This window comes from Cellulophaga omnivescoria (assembly GCF_001999725.1).
GTDB lineage: Bacteria > Bacteroidota > Bacteroidia > Flavobacteriales > Flavobacteriaceae > Cellulophaga > Cellulophaga omnivescoria.
Genome location: NZ_MDDP01000010.1, coordinates 267402 through 292999 on the forward strand (window position 1 = coordinate 267402; position 25598 = coordinate 292999).

Annotated in this window: 24 protein-coding genes; 8 read left to right on the top strand and 16 right to left on the bottom strand. The window is 33.0% G+C overall.

What is annotated here, in order from left to right; translation table 11 throughout:
* Window positions 1-88 precede the first annotated feature (88 nt).
* Window positions 89-448 carry a YraN family protein gene (locus tag BFJ87_RS06235; protein ID WP_077401493.1) on the top strand — a complete coding sequence of 120 codons (360 nt, stop codon included), beginning with the start codon at window positions 89-91 and terminating at the stop codon, window positions 446-448.
* Between the two features lie 157 nt (window positions 449-605).
* Entirely contained in the window at window positions 606-1265 is a 660-nt protein-coding gene (locus tag BFJ87_RS06240) for a hypothetical protein (RefSeq protein WP_013621306.1), read from the top strand.
* Window positions 1266-1276: 11 nt separating this feature from the next.
* Here the strand turns inward: BFJ87_RS06240 and BFJ87_RS06245 are convergent, their stop codons facing one another.
* Window positions 1277-2593 (bottom strand): TlpA family protein disulfide reductase, encoded by a 1317-nt coding sequence (locus BFJ87_RS06245; RefSeq protein WP_077401496.1) that lies wholly within the window; start codon window positions 2591-2593, stop codon window positions 1277-1279.
* An 83-nt stretch (window positions 2594-2676) separates the two neighbouring features.
* A complete protein-coding gene (gene mfd, locus BFJ87_RS06250) occupies window positions 2677-5973 on the bottom strand; it encodes a transcription-repair coupling factor (RefSeq protein WP_245799594.1) in 3297 nt (1098 codons plus the stop codon).
* Window positions 5974-6308: 335 nt separating this feature from the next.
* Here mfd and BFJ87_RS06255 point away from each other — a divergent pair, with 335 nt between their 5' ends.
* The gene (locus BFJ87_RS06255) at window positions 6309-6731 is read left to right on the top strand and encodes a tellurite resistance TerB family protein (protein WP_077401502.1); all 423 of its coding nucleotides are present in this window, start codon (window positions 6309-6311) and stop codon (window positions 6729-6731) included.
* Between the two features lie 55 nt (window positions 6732-6786).
* Here BFJ87_RS06255 and fbp read toward each other — a convergent pair whose 3' ends face one another.
* Window positions 6787-7797 (bottom strand): class 1 fructose-bisphosphatase, encoded by a 1011-nt coding sequence (gene fbp, locus BFJ87_RS06260; RefSeq protein ID WP_077401505.1) that lies wholly within the window; start codon window positions 7795-7797, stop codon window positions 6787-6789.
* A 112-nt stretch (window positions 7798-7909) separates the two neighbouring features.
* On the opposite strand from fbp, the gene BFJ87_RS06265 reads away from it, so the two are divergent.
* The 4 genes from BFJ87_RS06265 (at window position 7910) to BFJ87_RS06280 (ending at window position 12585) form a co-directional block, all read left to right on the top strand.
* The gene (locus BFJ87_RS06265; protein ID WP_077401508.1) at window positions 7910-8389 is read left to right on the top strand and encodes a GNAT family N-acetyltransferase; all 480 of its coding nucleotides are present in this window, start codon (window positions 7910-7912) and stop codon (window positions 8387-8389) included.
* Between the two features lie 37 nt (window positions 8390-8426).
* Window positions 8427-9677, top strand: a complete 1251-nt coding sequence (locus BFJ87_RS06270) for an aspartate kinase (protein ID WP_077401511.1) — start codon at window positions 8427-8429, stop codon at window positions 9675-9677.
* 79 nt (window positions 9678-9756) lie between these two features.
* On the top strand, window positions 9757-11568 hold the full coding sequence (locus tag BFJ87_RS06275) for a GNAT family N-acyltransferase (protein ID WP_077401513.1): 1812 nt from the start codon (window positions 9757-9759) through the stop codon (window positions 11566-11568).
* Between the two features lie 12 nt (window positions 11569-11580).
* Window positions 11581-12585 carry a carboxypeptidase-like regulatory domain-containing protein gene (locus BFJ87_RS06280; protein ID WP_171974475.1) on the top strand — a complete coding sequence of 335 codons (1005 nt, stop codon included), beginning with the start codon at window positions 11581-11583 and terminating at the stop codon, window positions 12583-12585.
* A 54-nt stretch (window positions 12586-12639) separates the two neighbouring features.
* Here BFJ87_RS06280 and BFJ87_RS06285 read toward each other — a convergent pair whose 3' ends face one another.
* The 8 genes from BFJ87_RS06285 to BFJ87_RS06320 form a co-directional block, all read right to left on the bottom strand.
* Window positions 12640-12954, bottom strand: coding sequence for a TM2 domain-containing protein (locus BFJ87_RS06285; protein WP_245799595.1), 315 nt, complete (start codon window positions 12952-12954; stop codon window positions 12640-12642).
* A gap of 59 nt (window positions 12955-13013) precedes the next feature.
* Window positions 13014-13397: a VOC family protein gene (locus BFJ87_RS06290; RefSeq protein ID WP_077401519.1), complete on the bottom strand. Its 384-nt coding sequence runs from the start codon at window positions 13395-13397 to the stop codon at window positions 13014-13016.
* Window positions 13398-13404: 7 nt separating this feature from the next.
* Complete coding sequence (locus BFJ87_RS06295; RefSeq protein ID WP_077401522.1) at window positions 13405-13860, bottom strand: DUF1801 domain-containing protein; 456 nt, start codon at window positions 13858-13860, stop codon at window positions 13405-13407.
* Window positions 13861-13888: 28 nt separating this feature from the next.
* Window positions 13889-14827 (bottom strand): 2-hydroxyacid dehydrogenase, encoded by a 939-nt coding sequence (locus BFJ87_RS06300; RefSeq protein WP_077401525.1) that lies wholly within the window; start codon window positions 14825-14827, stop codon window positions 13889-13891.
* 2 nt (window positions 14828-14829) lie between these two features.
* Window positions 14830-15195 carry a cupin domain-containing protein gene (locus tag BFJ87_RS06305; RefSeq protein ID WP_077401528.1) on the bottom strand — a complete coding sequence of 122 codons (366 nt, stop codon included), beginning with the start codon at window positions 15193-15195 and terminating at the stop codon, window positions 14830-14832.
* A 17-nt stretch (window positions 15196-15212) separates the two neighbouring features.
* Window positions 15213-16883: a gamma-glutamyltransferase gene (gene ggt, locus BFJ87_RS06310; protein WP_077401531.1), complete on the bottom strand. Its 1671-nt coding sequence runs from the start codon at window positions 16881-16883 to the stop codon at window positions 15213-15215.
* A gap of 41 nt (window positions 16884-16924) precedes the next feature.
* Window positions 16925-17920: an MBL fold metallo-hydrolase gene (locus tag BFJ87_RS06315; protein WP_077401534.1), complete on the bottom strand. Its 996-nt coding sequence runs from the start codon at window positions 17918-17920 to the stop codon at window positions 16925-16927.
* A gap of 102 nt (window positions 17921-18022) precedes the next feature.
* A complete protein-coding gene (locus BFJ87_RS06320; protein WP_077401537.1) occupies window positions 18023-19174 on the bottom strand; it encodes a histidine decarboxylase in 1152 nt (383 codons plus the stop codon).
* 161 nt (window positions 19175-19335) lie between these two features.
* On the opposite strand from BFJ87_RS06320, the gene BFJ87_RS06325 reads away from it, so the two are divergent.
* Window positions 19336-19788 (top strand): Lrp/AsnC family transcriptional regulator, encoded by a 453-nt coding sequence (locus tag BFJ87_RS06325; protein WP_077401540.1) that lies wholly within the window; start codon window positions 19336-19338, stop codon window positions 19786-19788.
* On the opposite strand, the gene mgtE is transcribed toward BFJ87_RS06325, so the two are convergent.
* Genes mgtE through serS form a run of 5 tightly spaced genes read right to left on the bottom strand, consistent with a single transcriptional unit; the run spans window position 19783 to window position 25524 of the window.
* Complete coding sequence (gene mgtE / locus BFJ87_RS06330) at window positions 19783-21129, bottom strand: magnesium transporter (RefSeq protein WP_077401544.1); 1347 nt, start codon at window positions 21127-21129, stop codon at window positions 19783-19785. The genes BFJ87_RS06325 and mgtE overlap by 6 nt on opposite strands.
* A complete protein-coding gene (gene rsmA / locus BFJ87_RS06335; protein WP_077401547.1) occupies window positions 21116-21976 on the bottom strand; it encodes a 16S rRNA (adenine(1518)-N(6)/adenine(1519)-N(6))-dimethyltransferase RsmA in 861 nt (286 codons plus the stop codon). Before rsmA ends, mgtE begins: the two co-directional genes overlap by 14 nt.
* A 48-nt stretch (window positions 21977-22024) precedes the next feature.
* Window positions 22025-22357: a DUF4286 family protein gene (locus tag BFJ87_RS06340; RefSeq protein WP_077401550.1), complete on the bottom strand. Its 333-nt coding sequence runs from the start codon at window positions 22355-22357 to the stop codon at window positions 22025-22027.
* A gap of 51 nt (window positions 22358-22408) precedes the next feature.
* Entirely contained in the window at window positions 22409-24196 is a 1788-nt protein-coding gene (locus BFJ87_RS06345; RefSeq protein WP_077401553.1) for a tetratricopeptide repeat protein, read from the bottom strand.
* Window positions 24197-24252: 56 nt separating this feature from the next.
* Window positions 24253-25524, bottom strand: coding sequence for a serine--tRNA ligase (gene serS, locus BFJ87_RS06350; RefSeq protein ID WP_077401556.1), 1272 nt, complete (start codon window positions 25522-25524; stop codon window positions 24253-24255).
* Window positions 25525-25598 lie beyond the last annotated feature (74 nt).

The window sequence follows — 25598 nt, forward strand, 5'->3', positions numbered from 1 at the left end:
CTATTAGCTACGTAAATTAAGTAGTTTTAGATGATGAAAGGCTTTTTTTTTCGATGAAATACTGTAATTTGTGTGTTAAATTTTATTTATGAGTAATCACAATGAGTTTGGTAAGGAAGGCGAAAAGCTTGCAGTACAATTTTTAAAAGACAATGGTTACACTATAAAGCGCCTTAATTATCGCTATTTAAAAGCTGAGGTAGATATTATTGCTCAACAACAACATACACTTGCAATTATAGAGGTTAAGTCTAGAAGTAGTGAGGCATTGCAGAACATTGCTGATACGGTAACCGCAAAAAAAATAAAGCTTTTAGTAATGGCGGCAGATCACTATGTTGCTGATAATGATTTAGATGTAGAGGTTAGATTTGATATTATTACAATTCTTAAAAATGCAGATAATTTAAAAATTGAGCATTTAAAGGATGCTTTTTATCATTTTTAAAATTCACCCTACTTATTTTTATCATATTACAATTGTTACATTTAAAACAATTTGTTATTTTTGAATCATCAAAATGTATTTTTTTCTTTTTTATTGAAGATTTTTTTGATAGCACATACAAACTAACAACCAAAAATTAACTTAAACTTGTAACAAGATGAAAACAATATCATCAGTAGTAGAGGAGTACATTAAAAAGAAACCTTTTTTACAAAGCGCTTTAGCACAGAGTATTATTAACTTAACTTCATTATCTAGAATAATTAAGCCGGAAATTGAATCTGAATTAGGAAAAGATATTAGAAATGGAGCTATTGTTATGGCTTTAAAAAGATTGTCTGACGATTTAGAATTTAGAGCAACACACAAAATTGTTAAGGTTTTAAAAAATATTGGCGAAATTACCGTAAGGTCTTCTTTAACAGATTTTACTTTTTTACTGTCTGATTCTATCTTAGATAACCAAACTAAATTAATTAGAGAAGTAAATAAAAATAAAGACGTTTTTTACACATCTTCTAGAGGTGTAAATGAGCTAAATATTGTGGTAAACAACACCCTAGATAATACGGTGGAAGAACTGTTTAAACACGAAAGATGCACACAAAAGGCCGAAAATTTATCGTCTATAACAGTAAAGCTACCAGCAGAAAATGTATCTGTACCTGGTATTTATTACTTTATTTTTCAGCGTTTGGCTTGGGAAGGTATTGTGCTTTTTGAGGTGATTTCTACAACCAATGAGTTTACTATTTTAGTAAATGATGAGCAGGTAGACGTAGCCTTTAAAACTATAAAAGATCTAAAGGCTTTATAAGTCTATTTGTACTATTTTTTATTTAAATATTCTAGAACTTCTTTGTAGGTTTCTGGCTTGTTTACAATTTTTTTATCCCTGTCTAAAATAAAGTAAGTAGGTGTTGCAGAAATGTTGTACAATTCTGCATATTTGCTATCCCATTTTCCAAGGGCTATTGCATGAGTAAAGCTTTTTAGTTTAGCAGACTCGGTGTCCCAATAATTGTATTCATCTTCTAGGCCTACAGCAAGTACTTTTACGTTGTTATATAGTTGTATTGCTTTGTTAAGTTCTGGCAATTCTTTTAAACAGTGAGAGCAGGTACTACTCCAAAACACAACTACGTAATTGTCTGCAGCAGCTAACTTGCTTAGACTGTTTTTTCCATCATTCCAAGTAATTTCTGGAGCTTTTGCACCAATTCTTAATCTTGTATGTGCCTCTATACCTTTTATTAATTCTTGATTATTAGTAACTGAGCCTAATTTTTTTAGGAAATTACTGTAGATAAAATCTGATGTTTTATCATACTTTGCACTGGCAGCATAAATCCACATATCATAAAACAAGCTAAACTTAAAAGTATCAGTAACACCATCTAGTTTACTAGCTACAGTTTGTACATTTTGCTGTAATATTGTTTCTGTAGCATCTTTTGTAATTTTATTTAACGGCAAAGATGTAAATACATAGTTTAGTGTTTTATCTGTTAAAAAAGAAGAGGCTTGTAGCTGCTTGTTTTTAAAATCTATTGCTGTAAAATAGTTTTGCTTTTTATGTTCTACAAACTCATATATAGACTCAAAATTACTTGCTATATATGGCTTATTTGCCTTAATAAAATTGAGAGCTATTAAATCTTTAGCATCAGCTTCATACTTAGCCTGTGTGCTATTTATTTTATCATAAAGCTTTGCTAGTTCTTTTTTGTTAGTGCTGTTAGAGGTGTAAAAATCAATAACCTGCTTTTGTAGTGCATTAATTTCTAAAAAGTAACTATTAAGCATTTTATTTTCTTTAGATGTGGTGTAGGTAGCCCCATCTTGAGCATTAAAATTAAGTACAATGTCTTCTTTACCGTTGTACAAAACATCAAAATTAAACTCTTCTTGCGGGACCGCGTATACTAACCTATAAGTTCCGGCTGCTGCACTTGCTGGTAATTCTAATTTAAATTTACCATCTTCTATTTTAGTATCTGCAACATAAACTTGTGTGCCAGGTTTAAGTTGGTATGCAATAAGCCAAGTATACTCTTTAGCAGGTGAAAATGTGCCAGAAATAGTGTGTTGTGCTGCTAATGATACAGCTATAAATGCAAATAATAAAGTTAATGTTTTTTTCATAGTATGCTTTTTAGCAATGGTTATTGCTTAGTTACTTAGCTTATTTTCAAAAATCGAACCAAACTAAGTATTTGTGTTCATTTTTAATGTGTGTTAAACGGAGCTAAGCTCTTTAATGCTTTTTCTACAGTAGTAATTTTATCAAAAACTAAAAGTAAACGTAAGCCAGCTCTAGTTTGTTTTTCTTTCATTTTGCAAATTGCGGTGTTGGCTTGTACAAATTGTAAAACTTTAGTGAATTTAGCACTTTGGTAAAATCCTGACTGTTGGTCTGCTATAAAATACCCAATCATTTTACCTTTTTTAAGTACAATTTTTTCTAAACCTAAACTGTTTGCAATCCATTTTATACGAACGGAGTTTAGTAAGTCTTCAACAGGACTAGGTATTTCTCCAAAGCGGTCTACCAATTCTTTTTCATACTTTGCTAAACCTTCTTCTGTGGTAATTTGGTTTAATTGGGTGTAAAGGTTTAATCGTTCTGTAACATTATTTACATAATCATCAGGAAATAAAAGTTCAAAATCTGAGTCTATTTGGGTTTCTTTTACATACACTTTGTCTTTGCCTTCTACTTCTTCGTATAAATCTTTAAACTCGTTTTCTTTTAATTCTTCTACCGTTTCTGCTAATATTTTTTGGTAGGCATCAAAACCAATTTCATTAATAAATCCGCTTTGCTCACCACCTAAAATATCACCTGCACCACGTATTTCTAAATCTTTCATAGCAATATTAAACCCGCTACCCAACTCTGTAAATTGTTCTAGAGCTTGTATACGTTTACGGGCATCTGTACTCATGGAGTCATAAGGTGGTGTAATAAAGTAACAGAAAGCCTTTTTATTGCTACGCCCAACACGGCCACGCATTTGGTGCAAATCACTTAAACCAAAATTGTTGGCATTGTTTATAAAAATAGTATTGGCGTTAGGCACGTCTAAACCACTTTCTATAATGGTTGTAGACACTAAAACATCAAACTCGCCATTCATAAAAGCAAGCATTAAAGTCTCTAGTTTTTTACCGTCCATTTGCCCGTGACCAATGCCAATTTTAGCATCAGGAACCAAACGTTGTAACATACCAGCAACCTCTTTAATATTTTCTATACGGTTGTGTATAAAAAATACTTGTCCGCCTCTTTGTATTTCATAAGAAACAGCATCTCTTATAGTATCTTCTGTAAAGCGTACAACGTGACTTTCTATTGGGTATCTGTTTGGAGGTGCTGTATTTATTGTAGATAAATCTCTGGCTGCCATTAAACTAAATTGTAATGTTCTTGGGATTGGCGTAGCAGTTAACGTAAGTACATCTACATTTTCTTTAATAGACTTTAATTTATCTTTTACAGCAACTCCAAATTTTTGCTCTTCATCTACAATTAGCAAGCCTAAGTCTTTAAAAACTACGTTTTTATTAACTAATTGGTGTGTACCTATAATAATATCTACTTTACCCTCTGCTAGGCGTTGTAGTGTTTCTTTTTTCTCTTTTGCAGTTCTAAAACGGTTTACATAGTCTACCGTTACAGGCATGTCTTTTAAACGCTCTGCAAATGTTTTATGATGCTGAAAAGCCAATATAGTTGTTGGTACTAAAACAGCTACTTGTTTGCCATTATCTACCGCTTTAAAGGCGGCACGTATAGCAACCTCTGTTTTACCAAAACCAACATCGCCACAAATAAGACGATCCATTGGCCTGTCACTTTCCATATCTTTTTTAAGATCTTCGGTGGCCTTACTTTGGTCTGGCGTATCTTCATAAATAAAAGAAGCCTCTAACTCGTGCTGTAAATAGCTATCTGGTGCGTATTTAAACCCTTTTTTAAGTCTACGATTGGCGTACACTTTAATAAGGTCAAACGCAATTTGTTTAACTCTGGTTTTGGTTTTCTGCTTCAGTTTTTTCCAAGCACCAGAACCTAGTTTAAATATTTTAGGAGGCTTACCGTCTTTACCAGCAAACTTAGATATTTTGTGTAGTGAGTGTATGCTTACGTAAAGCACATCTCGCTCGCTATACATTAATTTTATAGCCTCTTGTTTTTTTCCTTCTACATCTATTTTTTGTAAACCACCAAATTTACCAACGCCATGGTCTATGTGTGTTACATAATCTCCAATATCTAATTTGGTAAGTTCCTTAAGTGTTATAGCTTGCTTTTTAGCATAGCCATTTTTAAGGTTGAATTTATGGTAACGCTCAAAAACTTGATGATCTGTGTAGCAGGCAACTTTTATATCATCTAAAATAAAACCCTGAAAAAGAGGTAAAACTACAGTTTGGTAATGTACATCTTGCTCTACTTCATCAAAAATATCATGAAAACGTTTTGCTTGTTGCTCTGTAGCACAAAAAATATAATTGGTATGGTTATTAGCGTGATTTTGATCTAGGTTTTCAATAAGCAAGTCGAACTTTTTATTAAAAGACGGCTGTGGTTTAGAATGAAAAACAATAGACTTGTCTGCATTTGTTGCTGTTTGATGAATGCGTATAACATTAAACGCATCAAACTCTTTTTTTAACTGATTAGAATCTACAAACAACTCACTTGGTTGAGCGTGTTTTAGCTCGCCTGTAAGTTTTGTAAAGGCTTCTTCTGCTTTTGCGTAAAGCGAGTCTAGTCTGTCGTGTAAAAGCTCTGTGTTTTTAGAAAAAATGACAGTTTTAGAAGCAATATATTTTAAAAAGCTTTCTCTAGTTTCGTCTAAAAATTTATTTTCTACATTGGGTACAATGGTAATTTTAGTGACTTTGTCTGTAGATAATTGTGTTTCTACATCAAAAGTTCTAATACTATCTACCTCGTCACCAAAAAATTCTATTCTGTAAGGTACATCGTTAGAAAACGAAAAAACATCTACAATACCACCACGAACCGAAAATTCTCCAGGTTCTGTAACAAAGTCTACACGTTTAAACTTATACTCAAACAACACTTCATTTAAAAAGTCTAGGGTAATGGTGTCATCAACCTTAATTTTTAAAGTGTTTTTATCTAGTTCTTTACGGGTTACCACTTTCTCAAACAACGCATCTGGATACGTAACTAGTAATGCTGGTTTTTTACGCGAATTAATTCGGTTTAAAACCTCTGCACGTAGCAGTACATTGGCATTATCTACCTCGTCTATTTGGTAAGGCCTACGGTAACTGCCAGGATAAAACAGCACATCTTTTTCGCCTACCAATTGCTCCAAGTCATTTAAATGGTAAGCAGCCTCTTCTTTGTCGCTAAAAACAACCAAAAAAGGAGTGTCTGCTTCTTTAAAAGTTTCAGCTAAAACAAAGGATAGGGCAGAGCCTATTAAACCTGTAAGTGTTGTGTTTTTTTCATTTTTGGCAATAGTAGTTTGCAGTTTCTGCATTTGCGGAAGCTGTGCCAACGATTTTAAAATGAGAGATTTTCCCAAAAGTCAATACATTTTTTGCAAATATAAAGCTACAATTTTAAACAATTATAGTTTGTAGCTAATTTTAAAAAGTACAATGCGTGGTAAAATAAAGGTTAATTGTAATTACGTTTTATAATTTTACTGCGTTAGTGATAGCAGTGAATAACCCGCAGCTTTTTGCGAGGATTAGTAACGTATAGCACGGCGTTAAAAACAGTGGTTTTAACGAACGTCCAAAATAATTTTAAAATTTTGAAGTTCTATTATTGCAAAAAATTATATTTGCAATCTAAATTAAATTATAAATTATGTCTTTTAAAGATTTATACGGTAATAGCGAACATAGAAAAAATGTTGCACACTTTGCATCTATTGCTTCTTTAGCAAGTGTAGATGGTGAGGTTAACGATGCAGAAAAAGTTGTTTTAGACCGTTTTGCACGTAAATTAGATATTACTGAAACTGAGTACAAAGAGGTAATGAAAAACCCTGGGGCTTACCCAATTGATCCGCCAACAAGTTTAGACAGACGTTTAGAGCGTATGTATGATTTGTTTAAAATTATTTTTGCAGATCATGATATTGATGATGATGAAAGAGTACTTATAAAAAAATATGCTATTGGTTTAGGATATTCTAATGAGTCTGCAGATAAAGTTATCTCTAGATCTATTGTAATTTTTGGAGGTAAATTAGATTTTGATGATTATGCTATGCTGGTAAGAAAATAAGCAAATAGTGTTTTAGAGTATAAAAAAAACGAGGCATTTGCCTCGTTTTTTATTTTTATTTATTAGCCTTTGCAATAAATTCTTCTGCCTTTTCTACCATTTTGGTGCTACCACAAAAGAAAGGTACACGTTGGTGTAACTCTGTTGGTTTTAAAGCCATAATACGCCCTTTACCATCACTTGCTTTACCATTAGCTTGTTCTGCTAAAAATGCCATTGGGTTACACTCGTATAACAAGCGTAGTTTGCCTTCATGAGCCTTGCTGCTTTTTGGGTACATGTAAATGCCACCTTTTATCATATTTCTATGAAAGTCCGATACCAATGAGCCAATATACCTAGAGGTGTAAGGTCTGTCTCCTTCTTCTTGCTGGCAATATTTTATGTAATCTTTTACGCCTTGCGGAAAGTGTATGTAGTTACCTTCGTTTACAGAGTATATTTTGCCAGTTTCTGGAAATTGCATATTTGGGTGCGATAGGTAAAATGTACCAATTGCTGGATTTAATGTAAAACCATTTACACCGTCACCTGTTGTATATACTAACATTGTAGATGTACCGTAAACAATGTAGCCTGCTGCTACTTGGTTATCTCCTGGTTGCAAAAAGTCATCAATTGTAACCGGTGTGCCAACAGGAGTTACTCTGCGATAAATAGAAAAAATAGTACCTACAGACACGTTTACGTCTATATTAGAAGAGCCATCTAATGGGTCTATTAGTACAATATATTTGTTTTGGTGTTGTTCATCTTGGCTATTAATGCTAATAAAATCATCTTCTTCTTCAGATGCTATACCACAAACAATTTCTCTGTTTTTTAACGTTTGTATAAACTTTTCATTAGCTAAAACATCTAGTTTTTGTTGGTCTTCACCTTGTATGTTAGTGTCGCCAGCGGCTCCTAAAATGTCTATTAATCCTGCTTTGTTTACCTCATGGTTAACCACTTTTGCGGCTAAACGTATGGCGTTAATCAGTTTAGAAAGTTCTCCAGAAGAATATTGAAATGAGGATTGGTTTTCAATAATGAATTCTCCTAAAGTCTTGTTTTTTTTGTCCATTAATAGCTGTGTTTTATTTAACTACAAATATCGATAATTTTGTGATACTACAACGATTTCGCTATTTAAAGTCGCTTAAACGTGTTACTTTGCAGTTTATTAGAGATTAATTATGGAGTTTATTACTAGAGATGCAACCAAGGAAGATATGCCGCAAGTGCTTAATTTAATTAAGGAATTGGCGCTTTTTGAAAAAGAACCAGAAGCGGTAGAGGTTACTGTAGACGATTTAATTTTAGATGGTTTTGGAGATCATAAATTGTTTCACTGTTTTGTTGCAGAAGCAAATAATAAAGTTGTTGGTTTGGCTTTGGTTTACAACAGATACTCTACTTGGAAGGGACCTGTTTTGCATTTAGAAGATTTAATTGTTACCCAAAAAATGCGAGGTTCTGGTGTGGGAACGTTGTTGTTAAATGAGGTTATAAAGTACGGCCATAGTCAAGGTGTTAAACGTATATGTTGGGAAGTTTTAGATTGGAACGAGCCGGCAATTAAATTTTACCAAAGTAAAGGTGCAGACGTAAAAAGAGATTGGGACGTTGTGCATTTAGATGAAAAAGGGATTAAAAATTATATAGCAAACCTATAGGTAATAGGTTAGCTAATACAAAACATAACATAATAGAATGAAGATTTTTAAATTTGGTGGCGCTTCTGTAAAAGATGCTGCTGGTGTAAAAAATGTTGTAAATGTGTTACAACAAGTTGGGCATACAAATACTTTAGTTGTAGTTTCTGCAATGGGCAAAACTACTAATGCAATGGAAGATGTTGTTAATGCATATTTTAATAATAAAGCTGGTTTGCCGGCAACAATACAAGAAATTGTAGATTTTCATATAAACATTTTAAATGATTTGTTTGACAATACACAGCACGAAGTTTATACTAAAGTAAAAGTTTTGTTTGATGAGGTGCAAGGGTTTTTAGCGTGGAACAAATCACCAAAACGTAGTTTTGTGTACGACCAAGTTGTTGGTTATGGAGAGTTGCTTTCTACTACAATTTTAAGCGCGTATTTAAACCAAGTTAATATACAAAACAACTGGTTAGATGTTAGAGAGTTTATAAAAACAAGCGACAATTACAGAGATGCTATTGTAGATTGGGATAAAACACAAGAGAAAATTACTGCAGGTATAGATAAAAGTAAACTAAATATTACACAAGGTTTTTTAGGGAGTGATGATAACAACTTTACCACTACTTTGGGTAGAGAGGGGTCTGATTATTCTGCTGCTATATTAGCGTACTGTTTAAATGCTACGGAGGTTACCATTTGGAAAGATGTGCCAGGTGTTTTAAATGCAGATCCTAGGTATTTTGAAGAAACACAGTTGCTAAACAAAATATCATACAGAGAGGCAATAGAACTTGCTTTTTACGGTGCGTCTGTAATTCACCCAAAAACATTACAGCCTTTACAGCGTAAAGAAATTCCGCTGCGTGTAAAATCTTTTTTAAACCCATTAGATGCGGGAACTACTGTAGGTAAAGGTGAAGGAATAGAACCAAAAGTACCTTGTTTTATTATTAAAAGAGACTTAGTTCTAATGAAACTTTCTTCTTTAGATTTTTCTTTTATTGTAGAAGATAGCATTAGTGAGTTATTTAAATTGTTGCATGACCATAAAATGAAGGTAGATTTAATACAAAATTCTGCTATTAGTTTTTCTGTGTGTGTAGATAATAAGTTTGATCAGTTACCAGATTTATTAAACAAACTAAAAGGAAAGTTTAAGGTAAACCACCAAGAGGGAGTTTCTCTGTATACTATTCGTCATTTTAACACAAAAGCCATAGAAAGTATACAAAACGGAAAAGAAATTTTATTGGAACAAAGAGCTAAAGAAACCGTACAATTGGTGGTAAAGTAATATCTTATTGGCATTATAATAAGCTACATTGTTTTACATTAAAACTAATAAGTTATATTTGTTTATCACAATATAATGTATGGGATTAGTTACAGCAAAAGAAGTTGCGCAAGCCATTAAAGTAGATAAGTTTGGTTTTGTTGGCACTTTTATAGGTTGGTTGTTAATGAAGGTGACTAAAATATCTAGTATTAATACCTTTTATGACAACCATAAACACCTTAACGGAACAGCTTTTTTAGATGCTATTTTAGAGCATTACCAAATTAAATTTGAGATTCCTGAGGAAGATTTTAAAAGACTTCCAAAAGACGGTGCATACATAACCATATCTAACCACCCGCTGGGTGGTATAGATGGTGTTTTGCTATTAAAATTATTATTACAGCATAGAGAAGATTTTAAAATAATGGCTAATTTTCTGTTAAACAGAATAGAGCCAATGTCGCCTTACATACTTCCCGTAAATCCTTTTGAGACTAGAAAGGAAGTAAAAAGTAGTTTAGCCGGATTTAAAAATGCAATGCTACATTTAAGAGGTGGTCACCCATTAGGTATTTTTCCAGCAGGAGAGGTGTCTACCTACAGAGATGGTAAATTAATTGTAGATAAACCTTGGGAAGAAACCGCTTTAAAATTAATAAGAAAAGCAGAAGTACCCGTTGTTCCTATCTATTTTCACGCAAAAAATAGTAGGTTGTTTTATAGGTTGTCTAAAATTAGTGATGTTTTTAGAACTGCTAAATTACCTTCTGAGGTTACTACGCAAAAAAACAGAGTTATTAAGGTTAGAATTGGTCAGCCTATAACAGTAAAAACACAAAACGAGCAAAGTAGTTTGGCAGATTTTACCGAGCTATTACGTAGAAAAACCTATATGCTATCTAATGCTTTTGAAAAAGAGAGGTTAATAGATAAAGTGCCAACAACACTTAAAATACCTAAGGCACCAAAAAAAATAGCAACTCCTGTAAGTAGAGAACTAATAGAGAAAGAAATTGAAGAGTTACGCAAAAAAGATTGTAGACTTTTACAAAGTAAGTCTTATGAGGTTTTTTTAGCTACAGCAGTAGATATGCCATTTATTTTACAAGAAATAGGTAGGCAAAGAGAAGTTACTTTTAGAGCCATAGGTGAGGGTACAAACAAGGCAATAGATTTAGATGAGTTTGATAATTACTATCACCATTTATTTCTTTGGGATGATGAAGGTAAAGCTATTGTAGGTGCATACCGTATGGGATTAGGTGCAGAAATTTTTGATAAATATGGTATTGATGGTTTTTATGTACAAGATCTTTTTAGGTTAGAGCCAGAATTGTATGGTATGATGAAACAAACCATAGAAATGGGTAGAGCATACATTATTAAAGAATACCAACAAAAACCTATGCCTTTGTTTTTATTATGGAAAGGAATTGTGCACACAACACTTAGACATCCAGAGCATAAATATTTAATAGGTGGTGTTAGTATTAGTAATCAGTTTTCTAATTTCTCTAAATCTTTAATGATAGAGTTTATGAAATCTAACTACTGGGACCCATATGTAGCGCAGTATATTAGGCCTAAAAAAGAGTTTAAGGTAAAATTAAAAGACGCAGATAAAGAATTTATTTTTGATGAAACTGAGGCTGATTTAAATAAGTTTGATAGACTTATTGATGAAGTAGAACCAGGTAATTTAAGATTGCCAGTTTTAATTAAAAAATACATTAAACAAAATGCAAAAGTGGTAGCTTTTAATGTAGATCCGCTTTTTAACAACTCTGTAGATGGCTTAATGTATATTAAAATTGCAGATATACCAGAGAGTACTGTAAAACCTGTTATGGAAGAATTTCAGGCAGAATTGGAGCAAAAACTACACAATAACGAACAGGCAGAATAATATTAAATGCAAATGAAAACAACACTCTTTTTTTTATTTGCATTTGTTTTCTTAAAAGTCAACGCACAGCAAACGGTTACGGGTTATGTTTTAGATGCAAATACTAAAGAACCCCTAGTTGGCACCTCTGTTTTTTACGATGGTACAACTATTGGTGTTGTAACCAATACAAAAGGGTATTTTAATATTTCTACAGAAAAAAATAGCACAGCGCCACTTGTTATAAGTTACTTTGGTTATAAAAATAAAATTATAAGTGCAGTAGGTAAAAAAGATCTTGGTAACATTTATTTACAAGAAGAAGTAGAGCAGTTAAATGAAGTTGTATTGGAGCCAGATACTTGGAGTAGAGAAAAGAAATTACGCATCTTTAGAAATCAATTTTTAGGAACTACTTTACCAGCGCAAAAATGTAAAATTTTAAATGAAGATGATGTACGCTTGTACTATAGTAAAAAAGAAGACATACTATATGCTTATGCTAACAAGCCTATTAAAGTTCAAAATAAATTTTTAGGGTATAATTTAGAGTATCATTTGCAAGATTTTGAAGTTAGATACAAAACCAATGCCAATGGTTTTAGGCTAACAGGTTCTGTATTTTATGCAGGAACTACTTTGTTTATGGAGATTGATAAAAAACCAAGACGTAAGTATATTAAAAATAGAGAACTTACTTATTTTGGTTCTACATTGCATTTTATGCGTGCTTTGTCTGCAAAGCGACTAACAAAAGAAAAATTTAGAATTTTTAAAGAAAGCTTAGAGGTACAGCCTTATGATTATTACAAAATAGAAAAAATAGAAGATGGCAGCGCTAAAGTAGTTCAGTCTTTAGAACGTTTAAATATACTGTACAACAGGTGGAGTAATTCTTTTATTATGGTAACTCAAAATCCTTTTTATATTGATGCTTACGGAAACCATTCTCCTGTAGATGTAGTGTTGTTTGGTGGTGATATGGGCTTACTTAGAATTGCAAATACATTGCCACTAGATTATGAGTCTGTAAACTAAAAAGGCCATCTAAAAAATAGATAGCCCTTTTGTACTGTAATTTGTTTTAATTTTTTAGAACCAAGGCTTTCTACCTACTTGGTATGTGTTGTAAAAATCTTCATCAGATTTTGTTAAGTATATAATGCCTTCAATAAACCCTATAATTCCGGCTACACCACAAGTTACCACAGTTGCTATTATTTGTATAATTCCTTCTTTTTGGTAGCCCAATACAAATTTGTGAATCCCTAAAGAGCCAATTAATATTGCTAAAATACCCGCAAGCATTTTCTTGTTTTCTCCACCAGCCATATTGTTTAAGCCTTCTGAGAATTCATTAGCTGTTTCTTTTGCTTCTGTGTTAAAATCTTTGTTTTCTTCTGACATAATATTTGTGTGTTGGTTTAATTTAATTGTGGGTTAAATGTAGTAATTTTTTTTAATTATTACTTAAAAGCATCATCTTTTGGCTCCCATAGTTCTAGTTTATTTCCTTCAGGGTCTAGTATCCATCCAAATTTTCCGTAGCTATATTCTTCTATTTCACCAACAATAGTAACACCTTCTGCTTTTAATACTTCTAATAATTTCACTAGGTTTTCTACCCTAAAATTCATCATAAAAGAAGATTTGCTAGGTTCAAAATACGTAGTGTCATTTTTCATTGGACTCCATTGGGTGCTACAATCGTTTCCTTCTTTATCTTTCCACCAAAAAGTACAACCATAACGGTCTGTATCTAGGCCTAGTCTGTCTTTGTACCATTGTTTTATTTTATCTGGGTCTTCTGTTTTAAAAAAGAATCCTCCTAAGCCTGTAACTCTTTTCATATTGGTTTTATTTTTTAGTGTTTTTCTCGTATAAATCTATCCATTGTTGTACTGTCATTTTTGTAGCCAGTTCGCCAATTAACTCGTATGGGATATCATCTATCTTTTTAAATCTTATACAGCTTTTGCCCATATCTAATTTGCGCTTACAGTGTTTAGGATACTCTTTAGTAAACCAGTTTAAAAGGTTAGAATCTGCATAAATACCGGAATGGTACAATGCTATAAAGTTTTTTTGTGATGCCACATTTATAAAGGGGAGCGGCAACTTAGGATCGCAATGGTAGCCGTCTGCATACAAAGTATGTGGTACAACATAGCCTAACATACCATAACTCATAGTTTCTGTAAAACCACTAGGAATATTGCTTAAAATTGTTTCTCTAATTTTAGATACAGCTTCTTTGCGCTCTTCTGGCAGCTCTTTAATGTATTGTTCTGGTGTTGTGGCTTTAGATTGCATAATTGGCAGTGTATTGGTTGTTTTAAAGTTACAAAAACTTTGCTTTTACCTTGTCTACAATAGTTTGTGCAAGTTTAATTTTGCTCTCTACCGTCCAACCTGCTACGTGCGGACTAAGTAATACGTTATCAGATTTTATTAAATATTCAAAAGCTTCTGGTAGCTCGTTATCTGTAAACATATGTTCAAAAGAAGCTTTCTCATACTCTAAAACATCTAAACCAGCACCTAGTATTTTACCCTTTTTTAGTGCTGCCACTAAATCTGCTGTTATTACACATTTACCACGAGCTGTATTAAATAACCAAAACGGCTTTTTAAAGCCATTTATAAATGTACTTTTCACCATATTTTTGGTAAGCTCTGTTTGTGGTACGTGTAAACTTAATACATCTGCTTTTTGTTGCAATTCTTCTAGAGATACCTGTGTCGCATTTTCGTTTCCAACATCATCTTTAATGTCATAACACAATACATCAACATCAAAACCACGTAGTTTTTTAGCAAAAGCATTGCCCATATTTCCATAACCAATTATGCCTACAGTTTTGCCGTCTAACTCAATTCCGCGGTTGCCTTCTCTGTCCCATTTTCCGTTACGTACTTCTTGGTCTGCTTTGTTTAGCTTGTTAAATAAAGATAAAATCATACCTAACGTATGTTCACCAACAGCATTACGGTTGCCTTCTGGGGCAGAGGCTAAAAAAATGCCTTTTTGCGTAGCGTAATCGGTATCTATATTTTCTAGACCAGCACCTAATCTTCCTATAAATTTTAAGTTTGTTGCTTTGTCTAAAAATGCTTTGTCTAACGGAAACCTACTGCGTATAATTAAGCCTTCGTAGTTATGAATAATAGCTTCAACTTCTTCTTTGCTTGCTGTATAATCTACATCGTTCGTAAAACCAAAACCTTTAAATTGTTCTATTATTAAAGGATGGTTTTTATCTAAATGCAATACTTTCATTATTATATTTTTGGATATTCAGTTTGTGTTTTCTCGTCAATAACAGTACCTGTGTGTAAAATAGATTGTTTTTCAAACAACAAAACCTCTACAACTTCATCGTTTTCTGTTCTAGGGCAGTGTTCTACGCCTTTTGGTATTACAATAATTTCACCTTCTCTTACAATTTCTGTACGGTCTCTAAATTGCATATACAGTGTACCTTTTAGTACCTGAAAAAGTTCATCTTCATTTTCGTGAGCGTGCCAAACAAAGTCGCCTTTTAATTTGGCTAAAAGTACCTGCATATTGTCTACAACAGCAATTTGGTGAGGATGCCACTGTTCACTAAACTTGCTTTGTTTTTCTTTTAGGTTGATGGTTTTCAAAATAAAATGTATTAAAATTAATAACCAATTGCGCCACCGTCTGGACTAGATGAGTCTGATGCTCCAATATAAACCTTATTTTCAGTATCTACAGTAATACCCATTAATCTGCCTAAGTGCTCGCGTTCTACCATAGTGTGTCCCATAGCTTCTAATGACTTTACAGTGTCTGGAGACAGTAAATCTTTTTCATACAAAATACGGTCTGGTAACCATTGGTGGTGAATTTTCATAGCTTCAATAGCTTTGTGTATAGGCATATTAAACTCAATAACATTTAAAACTGTCTGAAAAACTGTGTTTATAATTGTTCTTCCGCCTGGGCTACCAATAACCAAAACAGCTTTACCGTCTTTGGCAACAATTGTAGGTGTCATACTAGAAAGCATTCTTTTTTCTGGCTTAATAATGTTAGCAGCGGAACCAATTAAGCCTTTGCTATTTGTGTATCCTGGTTGCGGATTAAAATCGCCCATTTCATTATTAAAAATAAAACCAAGTTTTGGAGAGCCTAATCTAGAGCCATAAGAGTGTTCTAAGGTATATGTTAAAGACACTGCATTGCCATCTTTATCTAAAATTGATAAATGTGTGGTATTGTTGCCTTCATAAATTTGTCCAAATTTGGTAGAATCGCTTACAGATGCTTTTTGCCAATCTATATTTTTAAACCTGTTTTTAGCAAATTGTTTAGACGTAAGTTTTTCTAAAGGCATATTTAAATTAAAGTCTGGGTCGCCTAAATGTTCTGCTCTATCTGCAAAAGCTCTACGCATAGCTTCTGCTACCAAATGTACGTAAGGAGTAGAGTTAAAAGGCTTTTTGTTAAAATCTGCTAACTCCATAATATTCATCATTTCTAACAATGCAACTCCACCAGAACTAGGAGGTGGCATTACAAGAATGTCGTATCCCTTATAAGTTCCTTTTAAAGGAGCTCTTTCCACGGCTTCATATTTTGCTAAATCTTTTAATGTAATTAAACCGTCATTTTTTTTCATAAAACGAGCAATTTCTTTGGCTACTTTACCTTTGTAAAAACCGTCTTTACCATTGTCTCTAATTTCTTTTAGCGTTGCGGCAAGTACAGGTTGTTTCCAAATTTCATCCATTTGTGTTATTTCACCTTTTTCATTGGTAAAATAATTGGCCATAAATTCAGATTCCTTTTTGTAATGTAAGGCGTGCTTATAAAGCGTATAAGACAAAGGCACACCGTTTTCTGCTAAATTAATAGCTGGTTGTACTAGTGAAGACCAAGGTAGTTTGCCATATTTTTTGTGCGCCATATATAAACCTGCAACGGTTCCGGGTACACCAACAGATTGTAAACCATTGTGGTTAGAGCCAGGTTTTAAGTTGCCCTGTTCATCTAAAAACATATTTGTAGTTGCTTTTAAAGGTGCTTTTTCTCTAAAATCTATTGTAGTAGCGTTGCCATCAGATTTCATAAAAACCAAAAAGCCACCACCGCCAATATTACCTGCTTGTGGGTGCGTAACTGCCAGTGCAAAAGCAGTTGCTACAGAGGCATCTATTGCATTACCGCCTTTTTTTAGTATTTCTGTGCCAACTTTAGATGCTACGCTGTTGTCTGATACTACCATACCATTTTTAGCATAGGTTTGTGCGTTGGTTACTGTTGTAAAAAGTGCACAAACTAAAAGATAAAATAGTTTAATTTTCATAGGTGTAATTTTTAAGTAAATATAGTATTTGTAAGGTGTTTTTATAAGTTGTAAACACCGTTAATTTGTGCTATGTTAAAACCGTTTTTTATAATTTGTTTTGCCTTAGCGCTTTTAATGTTTAAGGCTGGGTTTGTATGGTTAAAATGGATGAAGTTTATTTTACTTTTTTCTGTAAAAGTTAACTCTTTAAATAATTCCATACTTTCTACAATAAATGGATGAGGTATTTCAGAAATATCTCTGTTGTTTATTTCTGCGGCATCAAAAAAAGTAGCATCTATAAAGGCATAATCTACTTTTGCAATTTCAGTAATAATATCTTGTTCCCACTTATTCCACTTGTCAATATCTGGAATAAACAAAGCACTTTTGTTTGGTCCAATTATGGTGTAACCTACGGTTTCAGAAAACTCATCTCTGTGTGGAACAGTAAAAGGAACTACTTTTAAAGTAGAGGTTAGCTGTATTGTTTTGTTGTTTTCAGTAGCTTTTATTTCTATGTTTTGGTTGGCCACAAGCTGACTCCAAGGCCCATTGTTTTCTAAAAATGTTTTCATTTTAGGCATAGCATAAACAGGTGTGTTACTAGCATTCATAGCTTCTTTTCCTAAGTACATTAAACCTGCGTAATGACCAATATGTGCGTGTGTTAAAAAAACACCGGTAGGAATTTCATATGCATTAAAATTAGCACTGTTTTTTAAGGTCTTTACTTGTGTTGCAATATCTGGTGTGGCTTCAAACAAAAAAGTTGCTTTGTTTTTGGTGTCTACAACTCCTAATGAAACAACTTTTCTGCTTGGGTCAGGGTTTGTAAATAAGTCTTTACAACAATCTTTTTTGCATCCTATCTGTGGTGAACCAGCATCTTGTACCGTTCCTAAAATAACCAATGCAGTATTGGTAATTTTGGGCGTGTTATTTATTGTTGTCTTCTTGTTAGTTATTTTTGTGGTGCTTTCTGGTTTTTCTTTGGGTTTGCAAGCACTTAATATAAGCAGTAAAACACATATGTGTAATAAGTTTTTTATCATTGGTTATTGCTTTGTTATTTATAAAGATAACCAATTGGTAACAAAAAAAGCCAATGGAAAATACTTCCATTGACTTTTAGGTTCTAAACTAGTAGTGTTAATCTAAAAATCTAGCTCAAATTCTTCTTCTTCAATAGTGCTGGCTTGCGACATATCATAAATAAACTCATCTATTTGTGCTTTTGTAACATTGGGCATACAAATAACATGGGCAACATTACCTTCTGTAGCTAATTGCCATTTTTGTTTTACTTCTATAGCCGTTTTAGGAAATACAACAGTAATAGAATTTGGATTACGCCAAGCGTTTACTCCAATTTCTTTTAGTCTGTTTTCACAATACACAGCAGTTTCTAAACTTTTTTGGTAACGGGCTCTTAAGCCATTTACGCCTAGTTTTTTAAGTGCATACCATAAAAATAGTGGACTATGACCATTTCTAGAACCTGTAATTGTAGTATCTAAAGAACCAATGTAAGAGATGCCTTTTGCAATACGATCCCTATTGCTACGCTTGGTAATTATAACACCAGACGGAATAGGGGAACCTATAAACTTATGTCCGCTTATAGATATACTATCTGCCCCATCTTTAAAGTCAAACGGTATGCGTGGCTCCATAAATGCGCCGTATGTGCCAGATAATGCAGCGTCACAATGTATATAATGGTCTTGTATGGCTAAGTTTTTTAAAATACTTTTTATTTTAGAAACATCGTCTTTTGCTTCTTTCATTGTAGTGCCAAATGTAGTGAGTACAATGGCAGGTTTATGACGATTCATTTTAACTGTATTCTCAAAATCTTCATAATCTATTTCTCCATTTTCTTGAGAACGAATTATTATACTTGGAATATTTAACAAATGAATATTTTTACGCACGCTATAGTGTGTAGACTCAGAATAATACACCATTCCTTTTGGGTATAATTCTCTTGCTAAATACAAACCGTATAAGTTGCTTTCTGAGCCACCATTGGTAATATAACCCCAATAATCTGTTGGTTGTGCTCTAAATAGTTTTGCAAAAAAAGCAACAACTTCTTTTTCCATTTCGTGGGTTTGTACTTTGTACGTACCATCTTCAAACGGATCTCCTAAGTTGTTTATTGGGTATTGTAAAAAGCTGCTAAGCTCAGAATAATCAAAATCTTTAGATACAGGGTAACCTAAAAATGTATCTCTGGCTTGTTCTATGTTTTCCTTTAGTTTGTAAAGGCGTTCTGTGTCTTTTTCTGATATGTTTTGATACATAGTAGTATAGTAGGTTTTAATGCTGTAAAATTAGTATTTCCAGGCAAAGTGTCTTTAATTTGTTGTTAGTTTGATAAATAATACTGTTATGTTTTTTATTTTCAGTATGATTATTCTGTTTTAAATTGAATTTTATCGACCTAACAAAAAAATATACTGATATGGATGCTGTAGACAAAAAAATACTAATGCTATTGCAACAAAATGCAAAGCAAAACACTAAAGAAATTGCAGATAAAATTGGACTAACAGTATCGCCTACTTTTGAGCGTATTAAAAAGTTAGAGCAGCAAAATTATATTAAAGGCTATGTTGCATTACTTAGTGAGGAAATGATTAATAAAACCATTAAAGTATATTGCCATATTACATTAGCAACGCACTCTAGGGAATTAATAGATAATTTTAAAAATAGCGTGGCTAATTTGCCAGAAATAATGAGCTGCCAACACTTGTCTGGTAATTACGATTTTTTACTAAAAGTTGCTGTTAGTGATATGACGCAGTACCAACAATTTGTATTAGATAAATTATCTGTAATTAAGGGCATATCTAACGTGCAAAGTTCTTTTGTTTTAGAGGAAATTAAGAATGATACCGCTTATGTTTTATAAGAACATTTTAGCTATTGAAAAATAAATTATAATACCAAAAATATCATTACTAGTAGTGATAAACGGACCAGTTGCAATGGCAGGGTCTATGCCTCTTTTATGTAAAAAAATAGGGACAAACGTGCCAATAATACCAGCAACAATTATAACAGCAATTAATGAAATAGAAATCGCAAATGCCATTTTTACATCGCCTTCCATTAGCCAAGCAAAGCTAAAAAGTATTATAGCTAGTATAGTACCGTTAAGGGCAGACAGTAGAATCTCTTTAATTAGCCTATTAATCATACTACCTTTAAGGTCATCATTAGCAATACCTTGTACTATAATTGCACTAGATTGTACACCAACATTACCAGCCATAGCGGCAATTAATGGTGTAAATAATAGTAAGGATATGTGACCTTTAATAACGCCTTCAAAAGTGCCCATAATAGTGGCAGAGCCTACACCGCCAAAAAGACCTAGTATTAACCAAGGTAAACGTGCTTTTGTAAGGTCTAAAATACTATCATCTGCTTCTACATCTTGTGATATACCTGCCGCCATTTGGTAATCTTTGTCGGCTTCTTCTTTAATTACGTCTACAATATCATCAATAGTAATTCTACCCACAAGTCTGCCAATTTCATCTACAACGGGTATGGCTTCAAGGTCATACCTAGACATTATTTTAGCAATTTCTTCTGGTTTTTCGTTTACAGAAACAGAATCTACCTTTGGGATATACACATCTTTAATGTGTGTTTTTGTTGATGTGGTAAGTAAATCTTTTAATGATAATCTTCCTTTTAATTTTTCTTCGTCATCTACTACATAAATAGAGTGTACTCTGGTTACATTTTCTGCCTGTGCGCGCATTTCTTTTACGCAGGTAAGCACATTCCAATTTACATTTACTTTAACAAGTTCTTTTGCCATTAATCCACCAGCAGAATACTCATCATATCGTAAAAGGTCTACAATGTCTTTTGCATGTTCCCTGTCTTCTAGTTCAGATATTACCTCTTGTACAATGTTTTGTGGTAACTCTGCAACAATATCTGCGGCATCATCTGTATCTAGTTCATTAAGCTCATCTGCAATTTCCTTGGTAGATAAGTTTCCTAAAATAGATTCTCTTACGTCTTCATCTAGCTCGGTTAAAATATCAGAGGTTTTATCACTCTCTAATAGTTTAATAATGTAAGTAGCTTCATCAGTATTTAGCTCATTAACTATTTCTGCAATATCTGCATAGTGTATTTCCTCTAAAAGAAGCTGAATATCTGCATCTTTTTGATTGGAAATTAATGTTTCTATATGCTGTAAAAACTCGTCTGTTAATTTAAACGGTGTCATTGGCTATCTTTTTTGTAAGTGCTACAAAATCCGCAACTGCTAATTGTTCTGGACGTTTGCCAAAGATAGGGTCTTCTTTTAAATTATCAGAAAGTTCAAAGGTTTTTAAGCTATTTCTGATGGTTTTTCTACGCTGATTAAATACTGCTTTTACAACACGGTATAATAATTTTTCATCTACACCTATGTCTAAATTTTCTTTACGAGTTAGCCTTAGTACACCAGAGTCTACCTTTGGCGGTGGATTAAAAACTGTTGGAGGTACAGTAAACAAATACTCTGCGTGGTAGTAAGCTTGTGTTAATACAGATAAAATACCATAAGCTTTACTACCTTCTTTAGAGCAAATGCGCTCTGCAACTTCTTTTTGAAACATACCTGTAAACTCTGGTATCTGCTCTTTGTGTTCTAGTGTTTTAAACACAATTTGTGTAGATATGTTGTACGGGAAATTACCGCTTATAGCAAATTGTTCGTCGCCAAAAATGGTAGTTAAATCTTGTTTTAAAAAATCTGCCTCCACAACTTTAAATGTACCTTTTCGGTTAAGTAAATCTGGGTGTTCTAATAAAAAATTCTGATTTAAATATGCTATAGATTCAGTATCTAAATCCATAGCTATTAAATTTAAATTATGTTTTAAAATGTACTTGGTAAGTACACCAGTACCCGGACCAATTTCTATAACGTTTGTGTACCCAGTATGAGTTAATGTTTCTGCAATTTGTTGTGCAATAGCTTCATCTGTCAAAAAATGCTGGCCAAGGTGTTTTTTAGCCTTAACAGGACTATCATTTTTACGTTCGGCCTTATTTTTCTTGAAAAATTCTTTCTTTTTTTTAGACATATTTATGTAGCTAATTGTTTAAAACTTTGTTTTTTGCAAAAGGTAGTTTTATTTTTTTGCAGGAGTTAATACTGCTTCTCCAATAACTTCTAACTCTGTTCTAAAAGCAACAAACTTGCCAGCAAAAAGCTTGTTTGCTTCCTGGCGTAGTTTATCTGCGTCATCTTTGTAATAAACGTCTAAAGTTTCTTTGTTTGGTGTGCTGTATTGTACAGAGTATGTTACACCTCCCATTTCTTCTTTTATAATAACCTTACACATTTTTGCACCTGTAAATTTACCAGTAGCTAACATATCTGGTATGTGTGTTTCTTTCATCCAAGACAACCACTTATCGTGCACTTCTTCCTCTACATTAATGGTTACGTTGTATATATACATAATCTTTTTTTTAGTGTAATGTTTATTTTTGTACAGTTTGCAAAGCTATAACTAATTTATAGCGTCTCCTCTAAGTTTTCTAAACTCTTTTCTTGCTAACGGGAAAAAATAGCTGTCTTGGTAACTGTATATTATTTTTTCATAGTGATATTTAGCTTCTTCTGGCTTATAAAGTATGTTTTGGTACAAATTACCTAAAGCATAATGAGCATCATCGGCTAAAATACCTGTTCCATAAAACTCTATAATTTTCAGGTAATTAAACTCCGCTTTTTCATATTTTTTTTGCTCTATAAGTAGCTCTGCCTGTTTTAATAAGGCTTCATCTTCAATTTTTTCTCCTTTGTGATTTTCTAAAATATCATCTAAAGCCGCTATTGCTGCTGCGGTTTTATTTTGGTATGCTAATAAATCTGCCGTAGCATACTTTTTAAGTGCTGTTTTGGTAGAGTCTTGCAAACTATTATCTGAAATTAAAAGGCTAAGTTGCATTGCATCATTTGCAATTAATTGAGAAGTAGAGCTACGTAAGACCTTTAATTGTGCCAAAGCCCAATCAAAATCTCCTTTATAAAAACTAGCCTTAGCTACTTTAAAGCGTGCATTTTGCGCTAAAATATCATTTTTTAGATTTTTTTGTATTTGTGTGTAATAAATTAAGGCTTCGTTAAATCTTTTATTATAAACCAAAATATCTGCTAAAGCCATTTTTACTTTGGCTTCTTCATATCTGTTAAGTTGTAACTCTAAAGTTTTTTTTAAGACAGATGTAGCTTCTGCGGTACTGTTTTTTTTAAAGGCCAAAAAATTGGCATATTTTAATTGTAATTGTATGCTATGTGGTTTATAGCCATAGGTTTCTAAAAGATAGTTAAAAGATTTTTGAGCTGCTTCTGTGTTTTTATTTTCAGACAAATCTAAGTCTAGTTCTACTCTCTGCAACTCTGCATATAATTTTATATTATCTACTCTAGTGCTATTTGTTACAATGTAATTAAAAATTTCTTGTGCAGTTTCTTTTTCATTTTCATCAACACATATATTAGCCAATGTTTGTAATCTTCTTAAGCTGGCGTCTTGTGAGCGCTTATAAATAGCTTTTTCTTGACTAAAGGCACTGTAATATTGCTTTTGCTGTATAAATAACCAACTTAGCATCTCATTCCAAATAATATCCGGACTCCTTTGTGCGTTTTTAAGTATAAGTTTTTTTAATATTGTGTTGTTTCGGTAATCAGAATCTGCTGTAATAAAATCGTCTAAATTACGTATTACAGTAGGCATTTTATTTGGGTCTTTGCCCACTATGTTTAATAAACTAGAAAACATTTTTTCTACATTACCCTGTTCTCCGTATATGCGCGCTAATTGAAAATTAAAGTCTAAAGCAGGGTTTAGTTGCATTGCTTTACTGTACGTTTTTGCCGCATAGTCTAAAAGGGAATAATTCTGAAATTTATAAGCTAAACCGTAGCCATCTCTAGGGTTTTCTTCAACTTTAGAGTATGCTAAATCGTAATACTTTGTGGCTTCTGCATCTTTACCTTGTAAGGTGTAGTTGTGCCCTAAGTCTATGTAATAAACTGGGTGTGGGTTGGGAGATTGTAGGTTTGCTTTTATAAGTTTTTCTGCATCTGCATAACGCTCTAACTGTTGGTAACAACTAATTAAAAACGTTTGATAGTCTGATCTTCTTGGGTTTTCTTTAACCAATCTTTCGTAAAAAACTACAGCCTTGTCAAAATCGCCATCATCAAAATATTGTTTAGCTAAAAAGCTGTTTTGCCCAACGGAAAGTTGCGCAAAACAGCAGGCTAGTATAAGTATAAATATTCTCAAGAAATCTATTTTTTAGTAAAGATACCAAGAATATAAGAAGTTCTTGTTAAAGTAACTTAATCTATCATATCAAAACCACAGTAAGGCACAAGAACATCTGGTATTTTAATGCCATTTTCTGTTTGGTAATTCTCTAAAATTCCGGCTAAAACACGTGGCAAAGCTAAAGAGCTACCATTTAAAGTATGCGCAAATTGGCTTTTACCATTGTCATCTTTAAAACGTAACTTAAGTCTGTTTGCTTGGTATGCTTCAAAGTTAGACGCAGAACTAATTTCTAACCAACGGTCTTGTGCTGTAGAAAAAACTTCAAAATCAAACGTAAGCGCAGCAGTAAAACCAAGGTCGCCACCACATAGGCGTAAAATTCTGTAAGGTAGTTTTAATTCTCTTAAAATATCTTTAATATGTTCTACCATACCATCTAATGCGGCATAAGAGTTGTCTGGGTGTTCTACGCGTACAATTTCAACCTTATCAAACTGGTGTAATCTATTTAATCCTCGTACGTGTGCACCGTAACTACCAGCTTCTCTTCTAAAACAAGGAGTGTAACCTGTGTAGGTTATAGGAAAATCTTTTTGATTTACTATACTGTCTCTAAAAATGTTAGTTACTGGTACTTCTGCAGTTGGTATTAAGTATAAATCATCGGCAGTAACGTGGTACATTTGTCCTTCTTTGTCTGGTAACTGCCCTGTTCCGTAACCAGAAGCTTCATTAACTAAATGCGGAACCTGAATTTCTTGGTAGCCAGCAGCTGTATTTTTATCTAAAAAATATGAAATTAAGGCACGTTGCAATCTTGCTCCTTTTCCTTTATAAACAGGAAAACCGGCACCAGCAATTTTAACTCCAAGTTCAAAATCTATTATGTCATATTTTTTAGCTAGTTCCCAGTGCGGTAAAGCACCTTCTGCTAATTCAGGAATATCTCCTTCTCTAAAAATTTCCTCATTATCTTCATCAGTACTTCCTGCAGGCACACTTGAGTGTGGTACGTTAGGAATTTGGTACAGTAAGCTTTGTAATTCTTCTGCAACGCTATTTAGTTCTTCTTGGTAGATTTTAGATTCGTCTTTTAAAGCAACAGTACGTTCCTTTAAAACGTTAGCTTCTTGCGCTTTTCCGGACTTAAAAAGCATACCAATTTCTTTAGATAACTTATTGCTCTCTGCAAGTGTGTTGTCTAATTTGGTTTGTGCATCTCTACGTTTTTCATCTAATGAAAGTACGTTTTCTAACAAAGGAGCTGCATCTATATTACGCTTTTTTAGGGCGATAATAATCTCGTCTTTTTGTTCTCGGATAGCTTGAAGCTGTAGCATTTATTTAAATTTTAAAAGCAAATTTAATGGTAAAAAGGGATTGCGCAAAAGAGAAAGCGTAAAACTTGAAGAGT

What these genes read in the sequence shown, in the direction of transcription:
- BFJ87_RS06235 (WP_077401493.1), top strand. Translation starts at nt 89, where the DNA reads ATGAGTAATCACAATGAGTTTGGTAAGGAAGGCGAAAAGCTTGCAGTA.
- BFJ87_RS06240 (WP_013621306.1), top strand. Translation starts at nt 606, where the DNA reads ATGAAAACAATATCATCAGTAGTAGAGGAGTACATTAAAAAGAAACCT.
- BFJ87_RS06245 (WP_077401496.1), bottom strand. Translation starts at nt 2,593, where the DNA reads ATGAAAAAAACATTAACTTTATTATTTGCATTTATAGCTGTATCATTA.
- mfd (WP_245799594.1), bottom strand. Translation starts at nt 5,973, where the DNA reads ATGCAGAAACTGCAAACTACTATTGCCAAAAATGAAAAAAACACAACA.
- BFJ87_RS06255 (WP_077401502.1), top strand. Translation starts at nt 6,309, where the DNA reads ATGTCTTTTAAAGATTTATACGGTAATAGCGAACATAGAAAAAATGTT.
- fbp (WP_077401505.1), bottom strand. Translation starts at nt 7,797, where the DNA reads ATGGACAAAAAAAACAAGACTTTAGGAGAATTCATTATTGAAAACCAA.
- BFJ87_RS06265 (WP_077401508.1), top strand. Translation starts at nt 7,910, where the DNA reads ATGGAGTTTATTACTAGAGATGCAACCAAGGAAGATATGCCGCAAGTG.
- BFJ87_RS06270 (WP_077401511.1), top strand. Translation starts at nt 8,427, where the DNA reads ATGAAGATTTTTAAATTTGGTGGCGCTTCTGTAAAAGATGCTGCTGGT.
- BFJ87_RS06275 (WP_077401513.1), top strand. Translation starts at nt 9,757, where the DNA reads ATGGGATTAGTTACAGCAAAAGAAGTTGCGCAAGCCATTAAAGTAGAT.
- BFJ87_RS06280 (WP_171974475.1), top strand. Translation starts at nt 11,581, where the DNA reads ATGAAAACAACACTCTTTTTTTTATTTGCATTTGTTTTCTTAAAAGTC.
- BFJ87_RS06285 (WP_245799595.1), bottom strand. Translation starts at nt 12,954, where the DNA reads ATGTCAGAAGAAAACAAAGATTTTAACACAGAAGCAAAAGAAACAGCT.
- BFJ87_RS06290 (WP_077401519.1), bottom strand. Translation starts at nt 13,397, where the DNA reads ATGAAAAGAGTTACAGGCTTAGGAGGATTCTTTTTTAAAACAGAAGAC.
- BFJ87_RS06295 (WP_077401522.1), bottom strand. Translation starts at nt 13,860, where the DNA reads ATGCAATCTAAAGCCACAACACCAGAACAATACATTAAAGAGCTGCCA.
- BFJ87_RS06300 (WP_077401525.1), bottom strand. Translation starts at nt 14,827, where the DNA reads ATGAAAGTATTGCATTTAGATAAAAACCATCCTTTAATAATAGAACAA.
- ggt (WP_077401531.1), bottom strand. Translation starts at nt 16,883, where the DNA reads ATGAAAATTAAACTATTTTATCTTTTAGTTTGTGCACTTTTTACAACA.
- BFJ87_RS06315 (WP_077401534.1), bottom strand. Translation starts at nt 17,920, where the DNA reads ATGATAAAAAACTTATTACACATATGTGTTTTACTGCTTATATTAAGT.
- BFJ87_RS06320 (WP_077401537.1), bottom strand. Translation starts at nt 19,174, where the DNA reads ATGTATCAAAACATATCAGAAAAAGACACAGAACGCCTTTACAAACTA.
- BFJ87_RS06325 (WP_077401540.1), top strand. Translation starts at nt 19,336, where the DNA reads ATGGATGCTGTAGACAAAAAAATACTAATGCTATTGCAACAAAATGCA.
- mgtE (WP_077401544.1), bottom strand. Translation starts at nt 21,129, where the DNA reads ATGACACCGTTTAAATTAACAGACGAGTTTTTACAGCATATAGAAACA.
- rsmA (WP_077401547.1), bottom strand. Translation starts at nt 21,976, where the DNA reads ATGTCTAAAAAAAAGAAAGAATTTTTCAAGAAAAATAAGGCCGAACGT.
- BFJ87_RS06340 (WP_077401550.1), bottom strand. Translation starts at nt 22,357, where the DNA reads ATGTATATATACAACGTAACCATTAATGTAGAGGAAGAAGTGCACGAT.
- serS (WP_077401556.1), bottom strand. Translation starts at nt 25,524, where the DNA reads ATGCTACAGCTTCAAGCTATCCGAGAACAAAAAGACGAGATTATTATC.